21 protein-coding genes and 1 other annotated feature are annotated in these 20,228 nt (G+C 39.8%); of the genes, 6 read left to right on the forward strand and 15 right to left on the reverse strand.

The window, feature by feature from the left end:
• Positions 1-309 precede the first annotated feature (309 nt).
• The 3 genes from RBB56_RS06465 (at position 310) to RBB56_RS06475 (ending at position 3,285) form a co-directional block, all read left to right on the forward strand.
• Entirely contained in the window at positions 310-1,329 is a 1,020-nt protein-coding gene (locus tag RBB56_RS06465) for a CotH kinase family protein (RefSeq protein WP_306721564.1), read from the forward strand.
• On the forward strand, positions 1,298-1,675 hold the full coding sequence (locus RBB56_RS06470) for a hypothetical protein (RefSeq protein WP_306721565.1): 378 nt from the start codon (positions 1,298-1,300) through the stop codon (positions 1,673-1,675). Before RBB56_RS06465 ends, RBB56_RS06470 begins: the two co-directional genes overlap by 32 nt.
• 75 nt (positions 1,676-1,750) lie before the next feature.
• Positions 1,751-1,997: a binding site (T-box leader), on the forward strand.
• A gap of 67 nt (positions 1,998-2,064) precedes the next feature.
• Positions 2,065-3,285, forward strand: a complete 1,221-nt coding sequence (locus RBB56_RS06475) for a pyridoxal phosphate-dependent aminotransferase (protein ID WP_306721566.1) — start codon at positions 2,065-2,067, stop codon at positions 3,283-3,285.
• Between the two features lie 162 nt (positions 3,286-3,447).
• Here RBB56_RS06475 and RBB56_RS06480 read toward each other — a convergent pair whose 3' ends face one another.
• From RBB56_RS06480 to RBB56_RS06495, 4 genes are all read right to left on the reverse strand, one after another.
• The gene (locus RBB56_RS06480; protein ID WP_306721567.1) at positions 3,448-4,656 is read right to left on the reverse strand and encodes an EAL and HDOD domain-containing protein; all 1,209 of its coding nucleotides are present in this window, start codon (positions 4,654-4,656) and stop codon (positions 3,448-3,450) included.
• 153 nt (positions 4,657-4,809) lie between these two features.
• Positions 4,810-5,433 (reverse strand): YczE/YyaS/YitT family protein, encoded by a 624-nt coding sequence (locus RBB56_RS06485; RefSeq protein ID WP_306721568.1) that lies wholly within the window; start codon positions 5,431-5,433, stop codon positions 4,810-4,812.
• Between the two features lie 113 nt (positions 5,434-5,546).
• The gene (pfkB, locus tag RBB56_RS06490; protein ID WP_306721569.1) at positions 5,547-6,467 is read right to left on the reverse strand and encodes a 1-phosphofructokinase; all 921 of its coding nucleotides are present in this window, start codon (positions 6,465-6,467) and stop codon (positions 5,547-5,549) included.
• A gap of 33 nt (positions 6,468-6,500) precedes the next feature.
• A complete protein-coding gene (locus RBB56_RS06495) occupies positions 6,501-6,635 on the reverse strand; it encodes an HAD family hydrolase (protein ID WP_306721570.1) in 135 nt (44 codons plus the stop codon).
• Between the two features lie 103 nt (positions 6,636-6,738).
• Here RBB56_RS06495 and RBB56_RS06500 point away from each other — a divergent pair, with 103 nt between their 5' ends.
• The 3 genes from RBB56_RS06500 (at position 6,739) to RBB56_RS06510 (ending at position 8,450) form a co-directional block, all read left to right on the forward strand.
• Positions 6,739-7,662 (forward strand): helix-turn-helix transcriptional regulator, encoded by a 924-nt coding sequence (locus tag RBB56_RS06500; RefSeq protein ID WP_306721571.1) that lies wholly within the window; start codon positions 6,739-6,741, stop codon positions 7,660-7,662.
• Positions 7,663-7,723: 61 nt separating this feature from the next.
• Positions 7,724-7,999 carry a zinc ribbon domain-containing protein gene (locus RBB56_RS06505; RefSeq protein ID WP_306722104.1) on the forward strand — a complete coding sequence of 92 codons (276 nt, stop codon included), beginning with the start codon at positions 7,724-7,726 and terminating at the stop codon, positions 7,997-7,999.
• Positions 8,000-8,021: 22 nt separating this feature from the next.
• The gene (locus RBB56_RS06510; RefSeq protein WP_306721572.1) at positions 8,022-8,450 is read left to right on the forward strand and encodes a DUF3788 domain-containing protein; all 429 of its coding nucleotides are present in this window, start codon (positions 8,022-8,024) and stop codon (positions 8,448-8,450) included.
• 506 nt (positions 8,451-8,956) lie between these two features.
• Here the strand turns inward: RBB56_RS06510 and RBB56_RS06515 are convergent.
• From RBB56_RS06515 to RBB56_RS06565, 11 genes are all read right to left on the reverse strand, one after another.
• Entirely contained in the window at positions 8,957-10,375 is a 1,419-nt protein-coding gene (locus RBB56_RS06515; protein WP_306721573.1) for a glycoside hydrolase family 1 protein, read from the reverse strand.
• A 13-nt stretch (positions 10,376-10,388) separates the two neighbouring features.
• Positions 10,389-12,272, reverse strand: coding sequence for a glucose PTS transporter subunit IIA (locus RBB56_RS06520; protein WP_306721574.1), 1,884 nt, complete (start codon positions 12,270-12,272; stop codon positions 10,389-10,391).
• Between the two features lie 20 nt (positions 12,273-12,292).
• Positions 12,293-13,165: a PRD domain-containing protein gene (locus tag RBB56_RS06525; protein ID WP_306721575.1), complete on the reverse strand. Its 873-nt coding sequence runs from the start codon at positions 13,163-13,165 to the stop codon at positions 12,293-12,295.
• Between the two features lie 222 nt (positions 13,166-13,387).
• Entirely contained in the window at positions 13,388-14,452 is a 1,065-nt protein-coding gene (locus RBB56_RS06530; protein WP_306721576.1) for an N-acetylmuramoyl-L-alanine amidase, read from the reverse strand.
• A 109-nt stretch (positions 14,453-14,561) separates the two neighbouring features.
• On the reverse strand, positions 14,562-15,104 hold the full coding sequence (locus tag RBB56_RS06535) for a calcineurin (protein ID WP_306721577.1): 543 nt from the start codon (positions 15,102-15,104) through the stop codon (positions 14,562-14,564).
• A 231-nt stretch (positions 15,105-15,335) separates the two neighbouring features.
• Entirely contained in the window at positions 15,336-15,431 is a 96-nt protein-coding gene (locus RBB56_RS06540) for a putative holin-like toxin (protein WP_306721578.1), read from the reverse strand.
• A gap of 365 nt (positions 15,432-15,796) precedes the next feature.
• Positions 15,797-16,510 carry a tryptophan synthase subunit alpha gene (locus tag RBB56_RS06545; protein ID WP_306721579.1) on the reverse strand — a complete coding sequence of 238 codons (714 nt, stop codon included), beginning with the start codon at positions 16,508-16,510 and terminating at the stop codon, positions 15,797-15,799.
• Between the two features lie 2 nt (positions 16,511-16,512).
• Positions 16,513-17,661, reverse strand: coding sequence for an iron-containing alcohol dehydrogenase (locus RBB56_RS06550; RefSeq protein ID WP_306721580.1), 1,149 nt, complete (start codon positions 17,659-17,661; stop codon positions 16,513-16,515).
• 40 nt (positions 17,662-17,701) lie between these two features.
• Positions 17,702-18,493, reverse strand: coding sequence for a BtpA/SgcQ family protein (locus RBB56_RS06555; protein ID WP_306721581.1), 792 nt, complete (start codon positions 18,491-18,493; stop codon positions 17,702-17,704).
• 27 nt (positions 18,494-18,520) lie between these two features.
• Positions 18,521-19,276, reverse strand: a complete 756-nt coding sequence (locus tag RBB56_RS06560; protein WP_306721582.1) for a nucleoside phosphorylase — start codon at positions 19,274-19,276, stop codon at positions 18,521-18,523.
• Positions 19,273-20,226, reverse strand: a complete 954-nt coding sequence (locus RBB56_RS06565; RefSeq protein WP_306721583.1) for a carbohydrate kinase family protein — start codon at positions 20,224-20,226, stop codon at positions 19,273-19,275. Before RBB56_RS06565 ends, RBB56_RS06560 begins: the two co-directional genes overlap by 4 nt.
• Between the last annotated feature and the right edge of the window lie 2 nt (positions 20,227-20,228).

Genomic DNA, 20,228 nt, shown 5'->3' on the forward strand with positions numbered 1-20,228 from the left:
AAATGTAAAACAAGTGTCTGATCTAACGAAGTATCGTGAAAGGCTAAATATAGAGATGAAAATAAGTTTTCAATCCTCAATTTGGAGGATGATTATGCAAGCATATTATAACTTATTTTAATAGAAAGTGAAAGCTTTATTACCAACTAAGGATAAGATTGTTTTAAGATTACTTTGCGTTTTACAAGACAATACCGTTTATCTTTTCAGTAATTGACATAACCAGACAATATTGTATAACAAAAAGGTATAATATGGGAATTAATTTTCAATAGGGATTTTACGAACAATGAGCAGGAAATTAAATTAATGGACAAACGAATTATAGGACTTATAAGTATTATCATTACTTTCTTTTTGATTGTAACCGTTACCACACAAATAGATAATAATTCATCGGCAAGTATAGATTATTTTGAAGGTTTACACTTTTCTATCGGTAAAGGTGTAAATACACAGGATATTTATTGCTATTATGCGGAAGCCGATGATTCCAATTATTTATTTCTACCTGCCTATGCGTCCGATATACAAGTAAACATTTCACATCTGGATTGTGCCTATTTTACCTATCAGGGCACCGTCTATCAGCAGGGTGATCTTTTCATTGACAAGCGCGGAAAAACGAACGAACTGATTTTCTATGACAAAGACGGAACTATCCTTCAACAAGGAAATTTGAAAGTTTATCAATCGGCCAATATCCCGTGCATCGATATTTCTACCGCTTCAGGAAGTATGTCTCATATTTATGAAAACAAGGAAAACAAAGAAGAAGGTATGATAAAAGTACTTTCCGAAACCGGAGATTTATTACGTTACGATAACTTCTCTGCTCTTCACGGTCGAGGAAATACCTCATGGGAAAGCGACAAAAAGGGATTCGAGCTCCGCTTTGACAACCCGGTCGATATGCTGGGTATGAAGCCTGCCAATCGCTTTATATTATTATCCAACTACTATGACAGCACCTATTTGAGAAATAAAATCGGTATGGATCTTGGTACGAGTCTTCTTATGGGGTCTACTCCCCAATCACAATTCGTCGACCTTTATATCAACGGCAATTATGCCGGGTTATACCAGATTATGGAAAGAATTGGATTAGAAAGCAATCAAACCGACGTTAAAAGCGACTATTTATTGGAAATAGATTATTTAGAAAGAACCGTTGACAAAAACTATATTCTACTGGAAAATAAGCAGCCTATTGTAATAAAAGAATGGAACAATACCCTTTCGGATAAGGAGCTGAAACAAATAGAAAGTAAGATTTCGAACAGCCATCAAGGAGCCTATGGATTTAATCTTTTTATTCTGGTCTATTAGCGTAGGTATTATATGCGGTGCAGGTTTGCCTCAAATAGCGGTACTCATGTCGCTTTTTGTTACTGCGGCCGTTATCTGTCTCGAGAAGATTCCACTCGTTCGACCGCCGATGATTCTGGTGATTCACGCGGCAAGGGGAACAGATGCGGATGAGATCGTAAAGACGGTAAATACTTATTGCAAATACAGCAAAATTAAAACCAGAACATTGCTGGAAAGAAACTTAAATCTTGTAATCGAGGTTCGCACAGATAAAGGTAATAACTTACTGCAAGCTATCGATTCTCTGGATGGAATCAATTCAGTCTCGCTGTTGGAGCACAACGGGGAAGTAACTTATCAATAAAAGCTTATTAATGAAAACACAACTTTGCTATTGACAAAACTTTTATCAGTCATTAGAATGTGTTTAATGATAAAGATAAATGCAATGAAGGAAAGTAGTAAGCATGAACGAAATTGCAGAGAGAGGATGGCTGGTGAAAATCCTTATGGAGTCCATGGTGAAGCAGTTCCGGAGCAGGGGAGCCCAAAGGCACAGTAATGTATGTGTTCAGTAGGTTTCAACGTACTCCCACGTTACAGGGGAACACCATGATTGTGGTGGCTGAGAGCAGGTCTTCCTGAATTTAGGTGGTAACACGGATATAAGTATATTCGCCCTAAGCGTAAAAGTTTTTACGTTTAGGGCTTTTTCTTTGTCATAAAATAGTCGGAAAGGGCATGGTATTTTATATGAAAACGTTTGAAAAATCATCAAAGCTTAACAATGTGTGTTACGACATCAGAGGACCCGTAATGGATGAGGCTAACCGAATGATTGCCTCCGGAGAAAAAATAGTAAAGTTGAATATAGGAAATCCGGCACCATTTGGTTTCCGGGCGCCGGATGCCGTAATAAAAAGTATGTCAGAGAATCTTACGAGCACGGAAGGCTATTCGGACTCTAAGGGACTCCTCAGTGCAAGAAACGCAATTGTTGAATATTGTAAGATCAAACAGATGCCCGATGTTTCTGTGGAAGATGTGTATACAGGAAATGGGGTCAGCGAATTGATTACCCTATGCATGCAGGGTCTTCTAAGCGACGGCGATGAAGTACTCGTTCCCATGCCTGATTATCCTCTGTGGACCGCTTCCATCACTCTTTCGGGAGGCCGCGCTGTCCATTATCGATGCGACGAAGAAAATGAATGGTATCCGGACATTGAAGATATGAGCAGAAAGATTACGGACAGAACGAAAGCAATTGTCGTTATTAATCCGAACAATCCAACCGGCGCACTTTATCCGAAAGAAATACTACTACAAATCGTAGAATTGGCAAGACTGCATGAACTGATTTTATTCGCGGATGAAATCTATGATCGTCTTGTCATGGATGGGCATGAGCACATTGCTCTGGCTTCCCTCGCTCCGGATCTTTTTACCATATCCTTCAACGGCTTATCAAAGTCTCATCTCCTAGCCGGTTATCGATGCGGATGGATGTGTCTTTGCGGTGATAAATCCCGGGCACAAGGATATATAGAAGGAATCAATCTTCTCTCTTCCATGAGATTATGTTCCAATGTACCCGCACAATCCTTAATTCCAACTGCTCTGGAACATCTTGACGATGCAAAAGATATGCTTTTACCGGGAGGAAGGGTCTATGAGCAAAGAGAATATATGTATAATGCCATTAAGGATATTCCGGGGCTTAGCGTCGTCAAACCTAAGGCTGCTTTTTATATGTTCCCACGCCTGGATATTGAAAAATTCGGTATTGTGAACGATGAACAATTCGTCCTGGATTTCCTTAAAGAGAAAAAAATACTGTTCACACACGGCGGAGGCTTCCACTGGGCAACGCCCGATCATTTCCGTATCGTATACCTGCCTTATGTAGATGAGCTCGGTATGGCTGCAGAAGCATTGAGGGATTTTCTCCAAAGTTATAAGCAACATTGTTAATAGAAGCTATTCCGTAACTATTCAGCAGGTCTGCGCATTTACTGCGCTGACCGTAAGATAATGTCGAATAACAAGTAAAAATCCCATCACCGAAGGTGATTTTAATGGATTTTTACAAAGCAATCTTTGCTTTTGTGACTGTGAGGGTACTGAACAGTTACGCTATTCCATAAAGGTGAGCACTTTATATGCCCATTGAACGGACTCCAAATATCCTTCATATAGCAAACCGGTATTGAGCCGGATCGCTTCGGCGTATTGATGAACTTGCGCCCAATCTCCTTGTTCATATGATAACATCAGGGAGCAGAAAGGTTTTAAACTACCCTTTCCATAAACAAGCGCATCAAATACATCCCCGGAAATCAACATCCCTTCCAAAGCCTTTTCCATCGGCTGATCTAAAAGGGCATCCAAAGTGCTGAACAGACACATCATAGAAATCTCTTTTTTACGATTCTTATATATGCTGTTGTCTGCCACAAATTCACCAAATCTCGAGCGGACCAGCGATAACGTCATAAGCTCTAACGGCTTATTATGAGCAATATCTTGGAGCATTAATATATTTATCCATCTCTCCAAATCGGTAAGTCCCATGCGCACCAATGCATATCGAATGGAATGGAAGGCCGATTCCCCTTTCTTATGGCTGATAACTTTCATAAAACGATAGGCAAGATTTACGTCCGTTTCAATAATTTCCGTCATAATATCATAGGAAGGCTCTTCTTTCTTCAATTCCTTAAGGAGCATGAAATATTGCTCCTTCGAGCTCCTCCTCACGCTGAATCCTGTCACGATTGCGGGTTTACTGAAAAAATATCCTTGAAACAGATGAAACCCCATATCGGATGCTTGACGGAATTCACTTTCCGTCTCAATTTTTTCTGCCAAAAGAGTCTTTTTCTCGGAAAGTGCCCGTCTTACATCGCTGACAAGTGTATCCAGGGGTGTAATCCTAATATCATATTTTATGATATCGGCTAATGGAACCAGAGGATAGGCGTCATAGCCTTCTTCAAAGTCATCCAGCGCAATCTGATAACCTTGATTTTTTAAATATTCAATTCTGTTCATTAATGTTCCATCCACCTTCACGGTTTCAAGCACTTCAATAATAAGCGCATCCGGTTTGATTAACTCTATATAATCGGACATAATAAAATCATAGTCAAAGTTAATGAAGGCTTTGGCTGTGCCGACAACCCTATCAATACCCTGTTCGAACAGATTACCGACAACAGAGGCTGTAGCTGCCATAGCGGAAGCACCTTCGAATTTCCCTGAGTTCGCATCGGAACGGAACAAAAGTTCATATCCATAGATTTTCATTGCCTTATTGAATATAGGCTGCCTTGCCATAAACATAAATAACCACCGGATTCTTTCTTATGAGAGTTATTTTATCGGGAGTAGGACAATTGATGCTCTAAGTAAAATACAATAATTTATAATTAATATTTTACCATAAAATGTACAGATTATACAACATATGATATTTTATAAACAAAAAAACCGGGGTCATCCCGGTTTCTTCTTTTGATAAAGTAATATTGGCTGTGCTAAATGCTTGTTAAAGAATTGGATTAACGGTCCCATACAAAAGGCGGTAATAACTGTTCCCACTCCTACTGGTGCGCCCAAAAGTCCACCCGTAATTACGCAGAATAAATCGGTACCAATACGGCATATGCTGAATCGCGCCACCTTTTTCTCAGATAAATACAGTGCGATTGAATCATAGGTCGAAACACCGAGATCTGCCGTAAAATACAAAGAGGACGCTATACATAAAAGCAATAATCCCAAACACAAAAATATGATCTTACTGCTAATGCTTTCTACAGGATATTGTCTTTGTAACCAGCCATATGTCCACTCCACTACATAGCCAAGCAATGTTATATTTAGGACCGTTGCGATTCCTATGTATTTTCTCTGTACCAAGAATACAACAAGTAGCATAAGTCCATTAATTATCATATATAATAATCCAAAGCTAATTCCTGTTAATTCCTGTATTCCCGCGCAAAATGTTTGAAACGGATCCGTTCCCCAATGTGCCATTCGAAATAATGCAACGCTAATACCGCATATAATTATTCCGACACATGACATCACAATTCTTCGATTTCTATTTTCCATTGCTTAGTATCTCCCTTTGTCTCATATGTAAAAATTGAGCCGATTTTTCTATTTTAACGGATTTGTCTCCGGAAAGCAAACATAATCAGAATAAATAAAAGGGCATCTCACAGTTACATTCCATTCATGGTACGAACTTCTCGATATATTGCTTCTATTTCTGCCCTAGTCGCTAATTTCTCCGAATAAGCCGTTGCACAACCGGCTGACAATCCCCAATGAAATGCCCGCCCATAGTCTCGGCTCTCCATCCAGGCATACATAAATGCAGCCAGCATTGCATCCCCTGCACCCACTCCGTTTACAAGATTTCCTTTGGGCACCGGACTGCTATGAACAGTCCCATCTTCAGCCAGCAAAACAGCACCCTCGCCAGCCAGAGAAATCAGCACATTCTTCGCACCCATTTGCTGAAGCTTTCTACCATAAGGCAGAACCTCCGCTCTTGTCTTTAATTCCACCTGAAAGAGTTCACTTAATTCGTGATTATTCGGCTTAATTAAAAATGGGCGATAAGGAAGCACATTCAGCAGCAAATTTCCTGTAGCATCCACTACCGTCTTCACGCTGCGTCCATCCAAGTTTTTCATAATCCTTTGATAAATATCCTCAGGCATAGAGGCAGGGATACTGCCGGATAAGAACAAAACATCGCCCTCCTCAAGCTGATCAAGTTGCTCCATAAGTTGAGCGATTTTTTCTTTATTAATCTTAGGTCCTTGTCCGTTAATCTCTGTTCCTTCGATTGATTTTAGCTTTAAGTTTATCCTGGTAAGCCCCTCTTTCACCCGGATGAATCCGTTATTAATCCCAAGACTTTCAATATACCTACTGACCTCATCTCCTGTAAATCCGGCAACAAACCCTAATGCCGTGCTCTGAATGCCCAGATTCATCAGTACGGCAGAGACATTGAGGCCCTTTCCTCCCGGCACTAAACGCTCAGAACCGGTTCGATTAGTATGTCCCAACCGAAAATCATCGACAGCTACAACATAGTCCAATGAAGGATTGAGGGTTACTGTATAAACCATACAACATCCTCCTTTTCCAATTCTATTATCACATTATATAAACCTTAACTGTTTAAGCCCTATCGTCACTCTATCCCGGGCAAACTTTCCTGCCACTAAGTCAGCTATTTTTTTTACTTCTTCAGGAGCATCACCCATGGCAATTCCTACACCAACATATTCTAACATTTCTATATTATTTTGACTATCCCCAAAGGCATAGGTGCTCTCTTTTCAGACACTTACATAGAATCTGTCAATATTCCGTGCTATAATAATCCATAATACTATAGTGATTGGAGTGAAGGTCATAAAGAACTATCGTTTATTTCAAATAATTTATCTGCTGTTGGAAAAGGGTACGATGACTGCCCCTCAGCTTTCCCATGTCCTAGAGGTTTCCGTACGCACCATTTATCGGGATGTGGAAACACTCTCTATGGCAGGCGTTCCGATTTATACCTCGGCAGGAAAAGGCGGAGGCATTTCTTTGCTGCCCGGTTATACCTTTGACAAAATGCTGCTCTCTGATGATGAACAGAACGAACTTCTTTTTGCCATACAGAGCTTGAAAGTAACTGACCGAAATGTGGATGCTTTGTTACAAAAGCTCGGAACCACATTCCAAAAGCCGCGCCATAATTGGATTGAAGTGGATTTCTCCCGTTGGGGTATGAGGGAGATGGATACTGCCCGATTTGAAATGCTCAAGACAGCAATTATAGGGCGGCAAATGCTGAACCTGACATATTGCGGCGTATCCGGTGCAACAACGAATCGCATCATTTGTCCGCTTAAGCTAATTTATAAGGACAAGCATTGGTATTTACAGGCATTTTGCCGCAAGGCCGATGATTTTCGCTTTTTTAAAGTGGGACGAATCATCGAGATGTCAGGAACAGGTGATACCTTTAGCGATGAGTATGAAGATGAAATTCCACCCATTGAAGTGGAGGCACCGTATTTTTCTGCGGTCCATTTGAAATTGCGCATGACGGATCGCCTTGCTTTTCGAGTCTACGATGAATTCGACCGACCCCTTATTACATCACAGCCGGATGGCAGCTTTATGGTAGAAGTAGATTTCCCAATGGACAGTTGGGTAATTAGCTATCTGCTCTCTTTTGGCACTGAAATTGATGTGTTGGAACCTCCTGAACTTCGGAATGAATTATCGAAATACGCACAAAAAATTGCCGACCACCACAAAACATGACATACAGTTGTCAGCTTTTGTTTGGTATCATAGGATTATTAAAATCAAGGAGGAAATTATAATGAACTATGAGAATCAGAATTTTTGTCAGAGTTGCGGTATGCCTATGGGCGACACAGATGAGTGGTACGGTGCAGAAGCGGACGGCAGTAAGAATACCGACTACTGCAAATATTGCTATGAAAATGGGGCGTTCACCTCAAACAGCACGATGGACGAGATGATTGAATTCTGTGTCCAGCCAATGGTAGAACACACACCCGGCATGACCGACCAAAAAGCGCGGGAAATGATGCAGCAGTTTTTCCCCACACTAAAACGCTGGAAAGCACAGTAAAAAGAGATGGGGGCATAGACAAGTGAACTGGCATGAGTTTTATCCCAAAGATAACCGACCGGATCTATCAGCAATATCCGCATATATCAACAACCCCTTGTGGGATGAGCTGTGCAGCCATCTGGAAAATTCTTATGGCGTTTCTCCCACAGTGGAATATAGCATCTGTTCCGGTGCCCCGGGCTGGAACCTCAAGTATAAAAAGAGCGGACGTGCCCTTTGCACACTCTACCCTGCAGAGGGATTTTTCACCTGTCTCGTGTCCATAGGCAGCAGGGAAGCCATGGAAGCTGATCTACTACTTGTCACCTGTACCGACTATCTTCAGGAACTTTATCAAAACACCGAACCGTTTAACGGCGGACGCTGGCTGATGATTCGTGTTGCCTCTCCGGAAATTCTATGCGATGTCAAGGCTCTCATTGCCCTGCGTGTGAAGAAAAAGAAATAATCGGGTAAGAAGTCATCAATTAATTGCTCGCTGCCCATTACAGAACAAAAGTGTGCTTCGCCCACTCTCGCAATTAAAACTTTTAGCAGCACAGCTTTTGTTCCGCGCGCGTAGCTGCGCATCAATCGGTTCTTTAATAGGAGCACTTTCCTATTAAAGAACAAAAGTGTGCTTCGTCCACTCTCGCGATTTAAACTTTTAGCAGCACAGCTTTTGTTCCGCGCGCATAGCTGCGCATCCTGCACGGAGTGCTTTTATTCTATAGGATCAACACTTTTATACTTTAATGCAACAAGGTCTTTCCTATAGAATAAAAAAAGGACATTTCCCACTCAGGAAATGTCCTTAAAATATCACTTATTAAATCTTTATGGCTGAATACTTACGTCTATATAGTGGGGATATTTTCCCCTTAGTATAACCCACATACATCGAGGCTTTTTGGATGGTGCATCCGGAAGTTCAGACAAGTAATTCATGTGGTTAATTTGGGTAGGTTATACTAGTCATTCCAAATCATTTCCATTTGTTTCTATAACTTTTTTATACCAATAAAAACTATCTTTTCTATATCGATTACCCGTACCTGTTCCATCGTTATTCAAATCTACATAGATATATCCATATCTTTTGCTCATTTCTCCCGTAGATTGGGAAACCAAGTCGATACATCCCCAAGTCGTATAACCTAACACATTAACCCCATCATCTATAGCTAAACGGAGTTGTTCGATGTGTTTTCTCAAATAGCTGATTCGATAATCGTCGTGTACTTTATAATCTTCAGTTAATATATCGTTTGCTCCTAATCCATTTTCAACAATAAATAACGGTTTTCCATATCTGGTGTAAAAATCATTCAATACTATACGCAATCCTATCGGATCTATCGACCAGCCCCACTCACTCGTTTCTAAATAGGGATTCTCAAAAATTGTCGAACCACTGCTATCCGAAAGATCCACCTTATCCAGTTCCACCGGCATTCTGCTCATGTAATAGCTGAACGGAATATAATCTCCGGTTCCTTCTTTTATAATCTGAAGATCCTCCGGACGCATATCTATTTTCAGATTTTCTTTTTCAATTCTATTTAGCCAGTAATAAGGATATTCACCCTTAAGCAATACATCCAGATAAGCATATGTGTATTCTTGATTCGATGATAATGTCTTAAATACATCCGCAGGATTGCAAGTTGGTTGATAGGCAATTGCCGCCTCCATCATTGCGCTGATATAAGAACCGGGAATAATTTCATGACACAGTTTTACGCATTTTGCATTTGCAACAAATTGATTATGAGCAACTTGATATTGCAATTGTTTAATGTTATCTCCTTCGCGTAAAATGACCCCGCCATTTTGATATAAAAATCCTTTCATAAAAATAAAATTAATTTCGTTGAATGTGATCCAATATTTTACTTTATTTCGATATCTTGTAAACACGGTTTTCGCATATCTCACAAAAATATCAATCATATCTCTATTTTTCCACCCACCATACTTTTTCAATAATGCTACCGGCATTTCACAATGGGATAATGTGACTAACGGTTCGATACCGTATTTATGACATTCATCAAATAGATCGTCATAATGTCTGAGCGCTTTTTCATTAGGCTGTTCGTCATCACCGTTGGGGAAAATTCTGCTCCAGGGAATGGACAACCTAAAGCATTTAAATCCCATTTCTGAAAACAATTGAATATCCTCTTTATATGTGTGATAAAAATCGATCGCTGTGTGGCAAGGATAATAATAATCAGGATCTAATTCCAATTTCATCTCATCTTTACCATACGTTTCTTTACACAATAAATCAGCGGTACTCAACCCTTTGCCATCTTCATGAAAAGCCCCTTCACTTTGATTAGCTGAAATAGCCCCTCCCCATAAGAATTGTTCCGGAAAATTTTTCATTTTTAATACTCCTTTATTCAATGCCGAAAATGACATCTCCACTTTTGATCTTACCTTTCGCTACTATATTCATGTTGCTATATGAATCCTCGTTTGTAACAATAACAGGAGTTACGAGATTATAGCCTTTATCTTCTAATTCTGCTTTGTCAAATTCAATTAATTTATCACCGACATGAACATAATCACCCACTTCTACAAACTCTCTGAATCCATTTCCTTCATTCATTACTGTATTTAATCCAATATGAATCAAAATATCCGATCCATTCTCTGCTCTTATTCCTACCGCATGCTTTGATGGGAACAAAACAACTACTTCACCGTCACAAGGGGCCGCCACTACATTATTCTGGGGAATGATAGCACAACCCTTTCCCAGAATTCCCTTTGAAAACATTTCGTCCTCTACATCTTTAAGTTCGATTGCCTTTCCATCTAACGGAGAACATACGTCTAACTTTTTGAACCCATCGGCACTTGATTCAATTGCCTGGAATGTTTTTGATACTAAAGGAGCTATATCATTTTTTTGAATTCTGTAATCTTCCATTTCACTTTCCGGAATAGCCCAAAAATATGTCAATGCCGTTGAAATAACAAAAGCCGTAATGATAGCAATTAAAATTCCATGCATCGGAGTATATGACATAAATCCTAAGGAGAACACATTATGCAATACGTATGCTTTTTCAGCCCCTCCAAATAATCCGGCGATAAAACCGCCAATACCGCCTGCAATCATTGTAGTAGGAATTAAACGTTTGTGCTTTAAGACAATACCATATAAAGTAGGTTCACCAACTCCGGCTAATAATTGTGAGGATAAACAAGAAGCTGCAACTGCCTTCATTTTAGAATGTTTTTCAGCTTTTAAATACGCACCGAATGCAACTCCGGCACAACCGTAATTCGAAGCGATACCACCGGTTCCTTCATAGGGATCTAATCCTGTTCTCGATAATGAATCAAAGCATATGGGTGCTAATCCCCAATGAACACCGAAAATAACAAAAATTTGATAAAACATACCTAAGATTGCGCCTGCTATGGCTGTATTTAAATTGAACAAATATGAAACGATACCTGCGATAGATTCTGATATAATAGTTCCAAAAGGTCCAAAAACAATGGCTCCCAAAGGCACAAGAATAATTAATTCTAAGAAAGGAACCATAAACATCGCAATTCCATCCGGCACATATTTCCTTAAGAATTTATCAAAATAAGCATAGATCAATATGATTATAAATATAGGCAATAGTGAGGAGCCATAATCGATTGCTTTCAAAGGAATGCCTAAAAACGTGGTTCCTGATTCGCCGATGATACTTTGAAAATTCGGTTCGAGTAAAGTAGCTCCAAGTACTGCTCCTACATACGGGTTTACATTTAATTGCTGAGAAAGCGTAAAGCCGATTAAAATAGGCAAGAAATAAAAAACAGCGTTTGCTGCTGCCGTCAAAACCAAACATGTTGAACTGGTTTCATCAAGGACACCGAAATTAACTAAGGCAGAAAGAATTGCTCTAATTAATGCACTTCCGCAAATAGCCGGTAACAAGGGGGTAATGGAACCCGAAATACAACGAATTACAAAGTCCGCTAACCCGCCCTTTTTTATTTTTTTGTTTGATTCTTTCGAAATTTTAATATCTATTTGATCATTAATTGCATCAAAATACTTTAAAACTGACGGTCCTATTACTACTTGATACTGTCCACCTTTATTTACTACTGATAATACGAATCTTAGTTTATTAATCGCTTCAGTATCTACTTTATTATCATCATTTAACTGAAAGCGTAATCTCGTTGCACAATGTACTAAAGAAATAATATTCTTTTCTCCGCCAAGAAGCCTTATTAACTCCTTGCTCTCATCTATAATGCTCATATTTTCATTCCTTTCATAATTTAAACATTCTTTGAATCTGAATCTTTTGCAATAGTAGAAACCCTATTAAGATGCAATGTTAAATATAACAGTTCGCTTTTACTTATTTTCCATTTGTAGGCACGAACAAGAAATTCCTCTATCTTTTTCGCACAAGAATAGTCAAACGGACATTTTTCCGCAATGACCTCCATTAATTCAGAATTGTTATTAACCTCAATTCCTCCCAATTGTCTTCGCACAAAATAACGAATATGAACGACAAATCGTGAAAACTCAAAGGAATTCTGATCTACTTTAAATCCATAATGATATCGCGTTATATCCAATATATTTTGAATTATTCCTGTATATAATATTGTTTCTGTCATGTCATTCAAGCTATTGGATTCATTTATTTGAGAATTAATGAAATGTAAAGCAATGAATGGAGCTTCTTGATTAGGTATGACAATTTTACAATAATCCGATATATATTGAATTGCTTTTAATGAGAACTCATACTCTTTTGGGTAGATCACTCGAATATCCCATTCTAATGGCGTACTAAAGAACGTATTGTTCTTCGCACGTGTAATGGCAAAATCCAAATGATCTGCTAAAGCCAATAATATCGAATCATTACATCTATACCCTAATTCTTTTTCTCCCGCTTTGATAATTTTGCTGGCCAGCACAATATTATCAGGCTGAATATTCTGAATCGCTTTTTCTACGTCCGAATTCTTAGTATCTTCATCTTTTACAATATATAAATTTTGAATTTTACTTTGCTCAACTTCATCCCCTGCTCTTTTTTTAAATCCAATCCCATTTCCTATGGCGACTTGTTCAATGCCATTTTTATCTTCTGTTAATACTGCATTATTTCCTAACGGCTTTTTGATCTTCATCAAAATCACCTCCTATTCTTAAATTAAGGCACAAAAAAAGGCACAACTTTACACCATAGTGCAAGGTTGTACCTAATCTAATAGTAATACGCTTGATATGATTGTATTATATTAAAAGTGCACAATTTTGTCAATCAATCTTTCCATATAATCATATTCTTGTATAAAATGTAGATTTTATAGTTCGTCTTTTATTAGTATTAAACAACTTTGATTAAATTATTATTGAAAGTATTCATCAATTCCATTTGCGATACCTTCTGCAATCAAATACTGGTACTCATCCGTCGCCATTTTCTGATCCTCATCCGGATTAGTCATATATCCCATTTCCACAATAGTAACCGGAATTAAACTCCAGTTAATCCCGCTCATTGTATCTGTTTCCCATACAGATTGCTTTCTACAGCCTGTATTATCTACCATTGCATCGAGTATGCATGTAGAAAGCTTTTTGCTTTGATCGTAAAGCGATACATAAGGGCTATTAGCCGTCTGGCAAATTGTCATCGCTCCATTTATACTTGAATCTTCAGATCCATTCGCATGAATTCGAATTAATATCTCGGCACCGGCATCATATGCCATTTGTGCTCTTTCTGAATTACTGATATTTACATCATTAGTTTCTCGAATCATATATACATCATAACCCTTATTTATCAATTCTTCTTTCAACTTAATCGCTACTTCCAGATTTAATTCATACTCCTTAAGTCCGGTAGAAACTCCGCTGGTACCGCCGGATACTTTTGCTTTCATCTCACCGGATCCCGGCCCAATAGGTTCTTTCTCACTATTACCTTTACTCTGATGGCCTGCATCTATTGCAATTAGATGCCCTTCCGTAGTTGAAACTACCGGCTTCTCATCTAAATACTCCGTTTTGGCATAATATTCATTTCCATCCAGCGCTATCCGGCTCCATCCGTCTTCTATATCCTCAATTTTTTCTAACGCCGTACCGCGGGCTAGTGTTTTATAAACATTCTCTCCCATTGATGGACTTGTTCTTATATTAATACGATCCGTTGTATATACCTGTATTACCTCTATTTCTGCTGACCCTTCAGCCAAGTCAGAATCTTCTGCCATTTCTTCCGAAGTATTTTCTTGGGATTGTATCGCCTCTTCAGATTGCATGGTATCTTTAATGATTTCTTCAGTTCGCTCCGCTTCTTCGGCTACTTTTATCTCACCTTCAACACCGGCATTTTTATCGGCCATACAGCCTGCGCCTAAAACGGTACATAGGCTGATTGCCACTATAAGTATAATATTTTTCATAGCATCCTTCTTTCCCCTTCTTTTTACATTATGATACAACTTAAATTCTGACAAAACCCACGAAGCGAATTTGCTCCGGCATAAACATTGATTATCGCTGTAATATTACTTATATATAATATTCAGTATTATCATCAATCCGATACATTGATATTTTACCGCCGTCTTTTCTATAACCGGAACCCGTATCCATACACATATACTTCTTTTTATGTACTATCTTGTATGAGTTATCATCATTGATCGACATAACCGGAACATGTCCGACTATAACGAACATATTTATTCTATCTATTAGTCTTGCAGGTACATAATGCAAATCATTTGAAATAAGATAATCAAATTCATCTTCTTGTACTGCTCTTTCAATCGACCGCACAATATCAATTTCTCCATCTGCAAGCCCCATTATATAATCTGCATGCAGACCTGAATGTGTCAAAACAGCCTTTTTATATTTCGAAAAATCAATAATTTTATAATGTTCTAAATCTCGAAGGAAACCATGCAACTCCTTTAACTGAAAGTCTGTCAACGCTTCTATCTCTCTTATTGTACCAACACCGCCCCATAATTTCCATTGCTTAGCTTCTAAACGGCTTTCCAAATACATTTGTGCAAATAATTCGTGATTTCCTTTAATTAAGCACATTACTCCTCTATCTATATATTGCTTAATTTAAAAAAGAAGTTCCCGACTTTTATCCCCTCTATCCAAAACATCACCCAAAATATATATGAAGTCATTCGTTTCACCTCTTGCAATTTTCCGCATCACATACTATAATTAAGACATAAAAAGAGAGTAACCGTCCACAAAGTGGTTAACCTCCAGATAACTGTTAAAGCCTACCTGTACCGGTCAAGTAACAAGGTAGGCTTTTTATTTTCGCTTGTTGTTCCTATCTATGTAGGCAAGCAGTGCTATGATTAACATTCCAAACGTTATCATTAAAGATATTGCTTCATATGTACTCATCTGCACCACCTCCCCTCTATCTCTAGTTTGGGAGGCTACCACCCTATAACACGATTACTCTCTCCAAAAATCATAGCACACTTTTTCGTTGCAAACAATCCTAAAACTCCCAAAATCTCTATGTTCAAATACACTGTTTTTCCTCGCGAATATCTCTTGCTACACTCACATTGCGTGCCTATTATACGCCTATTGTAATTTTCACTCTAATATTGTGGATGGGGACGCCGTCCTCACATAAACCAATGCATTATAGCTTTTCAAGGGGGATTAGCGCTGCGTGTACCCTTTCTCTAATAATCCTTGTATATCGCAAAAAAGACGTATGAAACTGTTACCTCTCATACGTCTTATCTTTTATTCACTTAGCACTGTGCCTTAAATTCCCGAATCGTCTCCTTCATTAACGGAATATTATCATGCAATTTTAAAATTGTACTTCCGACAAAAGCAGCATCGATTCCTGCTTCCTTCGCCATCTTCACGTCCTCCGGTGTATGTATTCCTACGCCGCAGTAAATCGGGCGTTCGATACCGCAATCGCGCAGGTGCTTAACACAGTCTTTTAAGGTTCTATACCGAGGGTTGATTTCATCGCCCGGCTTAGCCTGTATATAAACAAATCCATTGGACTGTATCGCCGAATCAATTTCCTCCTGCATCATCTGATACTGTACATAGCATGAAACTTTTAATCCGCTGGCAATAATTTCATTTTTTATCACTTCATCTTTTAATCCAACCAGTAAAATGTCCTCAATTTCGTTCTGTTTACAGAAACCAATGAATTTTTCAATTCCGATCTCCTCAACTGTATTTTCATAAGCCAGCAGTAAAAACTGAGTATCCGGCAGTCTCTTTTTTATGGCAATGATACTTTCCATATACTTTTCATAGTCATCGCAGACGCTCAAAGCATGCTTCATTCGGTCAGCAATGTACTCACTTTCTAAATATGGATTGCGGGAAGGAAAATCAATTTCTATAATTTTGCAGCCTGCATCTGCATATTCAATTGCTGTCTGATAACTGCTCTCCAGGTTCGGATATCCATTGGATAAATATAAAATAATTTCCATGCCTATTCTCCCTTATATGCCTTTATGAAAAGTTCCTTAAACTGCTGTAAACTTGGTTTTATAGGATTTGTTTTCGTGCATCCATCCGCACTGGCTGCCATCGCCATATCATCGAGACGGTTCATATATGCCGCTTCATCGGAAATGACTTCACAAAAACCAGTCGGAATATTAAGCTTTTTATTTAGCTCACGTACCATATCTGCCAAATTAGTTCCGCCTGCCTTCTCAGCGAGCTGACGGTAAATTTCTGCTGCCCTTTCATCCTGACTGTTAAAATCAATCACATAAGGCAAAAGCATCGCATCGCCCAATCCATGCGCAATATGAAAACATCCGCCCAAAGTATGCGCCATTGAATGTACAATTCCAAGAGATACATTGGTAAAAGCCATTCCGGCTGCCATAGAGGCATTCAGCATATGTTCTCTTGCCTCGCCGTCATTGCCATTCTCATATGCTTTTGGCAGATAGGTAAAGATATCGAGAGCCGCTTGCGTTGCCAGAATATCACCGATATAATTCGCTCTTGTGGAAGCCAATGCCTCAACCGCATGAGTCAGCGCATCCATTCCTGTCTCGGCGGTAATTTTATCCGGCATCGACATTGTCACCTGTGGATCGCAGATCGCAATATCCGGCATCATTTCCATGTTCCCTAGACCATGCTTCATACCCGTTTCCTTATCGGAAATTACAACCGAACGCGATACCTCGCTAGCCGTTCCGGCTGTAGATGGAATACAACAAAAAATCGCTTTTTTCCGTAGCTTTGGGAATGGATTGGCTTCCAGCAACTCCTCCAGGGTTGTCAGCTCCGGATGCTCATAATACACCCACATCGCCTTTGCTGCATCCATTACAGAGCCTCCGCCCAAGGCGACAATCAGATCAGGTCCAAATTCTTTCATTTGTTCGGCTCCCCGCACTACAGTCGAAAAAGCCGGATCAGGTTCTACTCCGTCAATGACCATCGTCTCAGCGCCTGCCTCCTGTAGATAAGCTCTTACCGTATCGAGCATTCCGCTCTTTATCATACTGGATCCACCAATTACAATGGACGTCCTTTTGGTATTCAGGCTCTTTAAGTGCTCCAGACATCCTTCTCCAAATAACAACTGGCTTCCTGCCAGCTTCATCGGTCTCATCATAGCTTTCTTCCTCTTCTCTCTATTTCAGTTTGTTCATCTCTTACATTAATCCTTCTATTACTTCCCTTACCAGTTCGTAGGAGATTGGGTTGCTAATCTTTCCATTCTTTTTCAGACTGGAACCGATTATCGCACCGTCTGCTATCTCCATTTGATCTTTTATATTATGTGCATTCACGCCACTGCCCGCCAAAATAGGTATCTTTACCACATTTTTGGCTTTCTTAATTGCCGCAATCGGTGTCTCAGCTCCAATTACACTACCGGTCACAATAATTGCATCAGCACCATTATCAGCGGCCTCTTTTGCCGACTGTTCAACCGTTATTCCCGAAATCAGCATATGGGCATGTTTTACCTGTATATCGGCCAAAATTTTTACATGCTCCAACCCCATATTCTTACGGAAAATCATACATTCTCTGGCTGCCGGATAAATAACACCGTCGGTGAATACTACCGTATCCACAAATACCGGAATCCTTACAAAGTCAGCACCCGTGATACCGGCAATCGAAAGGGAAGCTTTACAGTCATTAAACGCGGCATCAATCCCTATCGGAATTTTTACAGCCTGCCGCACCGCCATAGCTGCCACCGATAGGGCTGCAACCTGTGGGGTATCCATAATGGCCGAAAACGGCGTATCTCCCATGTTTTCCACAATTAATGCATCCACACCTGCCCTCTCTAATGTCACAGCATCCTCTACTGCGCGTTCTATAATCCGTTGATAATTTCCGTCGAAACCTGCCGTCCCCGGAAGCGCAGGGCAATGTACCATACCAATAATCGTGGTTTCTTTTCCCGTTAAAATTTCCTTCTTGCTCATCGTTTCACCCTTCCTTTCAACCAGTTACTATGCTTCTACCGCCTGATGATACTGATAGATTCCTTCAAGAGCGACGCGGCACAGCAAATCTTCAGCCGCCACTCTTTCTTCTCCAAGGAGAACCTCCTTTAAATTTTCCAATACCGTCGTAATCGTTACGACACAGGCTTTTATTCCCATTAACCGTCCAAGCGTCAGCATACAGGAGGACTCCATATCAATTCCAACTACATGCAGTTTTTTTAATTCCTCAAAAGTCTGGCTCATATCTCTGCCCCATTCCTTTGAAAATTTGGAATCGTGCATATGACTGTAAAAACCGTCCATCGTACAATTCAATCCGTTACGATACTCTGCTCCCATCTCGGTTACGGTCCGATTCATCGACTGCACCAACTCAAAATCAGCCACCGCCGGATAACTTTCCTCCACGTAAGTGCCGCTGGTACCTTCCCGTCTCATTGCCGCTACCGGAATAATAAATTTTCCGAGTAAGTCATCCTCCAGTGCCATCACAGTTCCCATACGAACCGCTACTTCCATACCGGCCTCATACATCTCCTCCATTGCAATTGCTGCAGAAGGAGCACCGATTCCGGTACTGGTGACAGTGATTTCCACACCCTTATAAGTTCCTGTATAGGTATTGAACTCTCGCCGAAAGGCTATCTGCCTTGGGTTGTCGAGATATTTTTTTACATTTTCCACCCTCCATGGATCGCCGGAAAACACTACATATTTTGAAATGTCCTTCGCTTCTACTCCGGAATATAAAGTACTCATTTTTTATCCTCCTTTACCTGATGGTATTTTTTCAAAAACTCCTCTTCTGTCGGCAGATTCGTACAGCAGCCTTCCTTTTGCAATACGAACCAAGAGAGCACACTTCCCATACGGCAGCACTCTGCGCAATTCATTCCGTTCAGATAGCCATACAGAAACCCAGCCATATAAGAATCGCCGGATCCGGTCGCATCCACTACCTTTTCCACCGGACACACACCGATTTTCTCTGTTTTAGCTCCCTCTGAAGTCCGTTCATAGTAAATACTGCCTTCACTCCCAAGGGTTGTAACTATCACACGTGCACGTCCGATTTTAAACAACTCTGTAATATCTTTAAACCCGTATAGTTTTTCTATAATTTCCCGTTCAACTTCGTTGGTAAAAATAATATCACTTTCGGTTAAAATTTCTCTCAAAAACGGTTCGGGAAAGGCATCAAAATCATCCTTCATCCCAAATACTATCGGTACATGATGTTTTTTACACTGTTCAAAGAATATGCGGTTATCTTCTCTGGAAGCTACAGTCATCACTCCAAGCCGCACACTTTGAAACAAATTATCTTCCACCGGCTCTGCTAACGAACCATCCATCGAACCAGGATAAAAGATTGTAATATGATTATTGTTATTATCTTGAATCAAGTAACAAAGAGAGGTAGTCTCCTCCGGCAGAACTTTAATCCCATCAAGAGGTACCCTGCCATTTTCCAGAAATCCTTTAAATCCATTATTCTCCCAATCGCCTCCTACACGCAAAAGCGGTAAGGCCGACTTTCCCAGCCTGCAGAGCGCATAGGCAATATTTACAGAACAACCGCCATACTGAATTCTAGCATTGTCCCTATTGGTCACCAGCGAAGTAAATCCTACTTTTGCCGGTGTAGCAATTTTGATAATATGGTCCATGCTCACATATCCGCTGGTAATTACATCATATTGTTTCATGT

Origin of the sequence: Kineothrix sp. MB12-C1 (assembly GCF_030863805.1) — a bacterium.
Classification (GTDB): Bacteria; Bacillota; Clostridia; order Lachnospirales; family Lachnospiraceae; genus Kineothrix.

Excerpts from the sequence above, each read along its gene's own strand:
- RBB56_RS06465 (WP_306721564.1), top strand. The coding sequence starts at position 310 with ATGGACAAACGAATTATAGGACTTATAAGTATTATCATTACTTTCTTT.
- RBB56_RS06470 (WP_306721565.1), top strand. The coding sequence starts at position 1,298 with ATGGATTTAATCTTTTTATTCTGGTCTATTAGCGTAGGTATTATATGC.
- RBB56_RS06475 (WP_306721566.1), top strand. The coding sequence starts at position 2,065 with ATGAAAACGTTTGAAAAATCATCAAAGCTTAACAATGTGTGTTACGAC.
- RBB56_RS06480 (WP_306721567.1), bottom strand. The coding sequence starts at position 4,656 with ATGTTTATGGCAAGGCAGCCTATATTCAATAAGGCAATGAAAATCTAT.
- RBB56_RS06485 (WP_306721568.1), bottom strand. The coding sequence starts at position 5,433 with ATGGAAAATAGAAATCGAAGAATTGTGATGTCATGTGTCGGAATAATT.
- pfkB (WP_306721569.1), bottom strand. The coding sequence starts at position 6,467 with ATGGTTTATACAGTAACCCTCAATCCTTCATTGGACTATGTTGTAGCT.
- RBB56_RS06495 (WP_306721570.1), bottom strand. The coding sequence starts at position 6,635 with ATGTTAGAATATGTTGGTGTAGGAATTGCCATGGGTGATGCTCCTGAA.
- RBB56_RS06505 (WP_306722104.1), top strand. The coding sequence starts at position 7,724 with ATGAACTATGAGAATCAGAATTTTTGTCAGAGTTGCGGTATGCCTATG.
- RBB56_RS06515 (WP_306721573.1), bottom strand. The coding sequence starts at position 10,375 with ATGAAAAATTTTCCGGAACAATTCTTATGGGGAGGGGCTATTTCAGCT.
- RBB56_RS06520 (WP_306721574.1), bottom strand. The coding sequence starts at position 12,272 with ATGAGCATTATAGATGAGAGCAAGGAGTTAATAAGGCTTCTTGGCGGA.
- RBB56_RS06525 (WP_306721575.1), bottom strand. The coding sequence starts at position 13,165 with ATGAAGATCAAAAAGCCGTTAGGAAATAATGCAGTATTAACAGAAGAT.
- RBB56_RS06530 (WP_306721576.1), bottom strand. The coding sequence starts at position 14,452 with ATGAAAAATATTATACTTATAGTGGCAATCAGCCTATGTACCGTTTTA.
- RBB56_RS06535 (WP_306721577.1), bottom strand. The coding sequence starts at position 15,104 with ATGTGCTTAATTAAAGGAAATCACGAATTATTTGCACAAATGTATTTG.
- RBB56_RS06540 (WP_306721578.1), bottom strand. The coding sequence starts at position 15,431 with ATGAGTACATATGAAGCAATATCTTTAATGATAACGTTTGGAATGTTA.
- RBB56_RS06545 (WP_306721579.1), bottom strand. The coding sequence starts at position 16,510 with ATGGAAATTATTTTATATTTATCCAATGGATATCCGAACCTGGAGAGC.
- RBB56_RS06550 (WP_306721580.1), bottom strand. The coding sequence starts at position 17,661 with ATGATGAGACCGATGAAGCTGGCAGGAAGCCAGTTGTTATTTGGAGAA.
- RBB56_RS06555 (WP_306721581.1), bottom strand. The coding sequence starts at position 18,493 with ATGAGCAAGAAGGAAATTTTAACGGGAAAAGAAACCACGATTATTGGT.
- RBB56_RS06560 (WP_306721582.1), bottom strand. The coding sequence starts at position 19,276 with ATGAGTACTTTATATTCCGGAGTAGAAGCGAAGGACATTTCAAAATAT.
- RBB56_RS06565 (WP_306721583.1), bottom strand. The coding sequence starts at position 20,226 with ATGAAACAATATGATGTAATTACCAGCGGATATGTGAGCATGGACCAT.